The sequence below is a fragment of the Megasphaera sp. AF13-6AC genome (assembly GCF_027685385.1).
In the GTDB taxonomy this organism is placed as follows: Bacteria; Bacillota; Negativicutes; order Veillonellales; family Megasphaeraceae; genus Megasphaera; species Megasphaera micronuciformis.
This window is the reverse complement of the sequence record NZ_JAQCUN010000343.1, coordinates 326-558: the sequence shown is the minus strand read 5'-3', so window position 1 is coordinate 558 and position 233 is coordinate 326. Positions and strand designations below refer to the sequence as shown.

The following is a 233-nucleotide window of genomic DNA, read 5'->3' as shown; positions in this document are numbered from 1 at the left end:
CCGTCACGAGTTACCGTAATGGTCGTCGTTACGCCGTCATGACCGTTAATACCGATCTTGCCGTCTTTACCGTCTTTACCCGTTACCGTAATCGTATCCGTTTCCAGGTTTTTATCGAGCTTTACATCAATGGTCGTATTACCTACGCTGTCTTGATTAATAAAGGTTTTAACGTTCTTGCCGCTGTATTCCGTATCGGCTTTAGCACCTTCGCCTTGAACCTTAACCGTCGA

At 45.9% G+C, this 233-nt stretch carries 1 protein-coding gene; it reads right to left on the bottom strand.

Annotated elements, in window-relative coordinates; translation table 11 throughout:
- Positions 1–233 (bottom strand): hypothetical protein (locus tag PGX78_RS09355; RefSeq protein WP_270446691.1); only part of this gene is annotated, 233 nt, incomplete at both ends.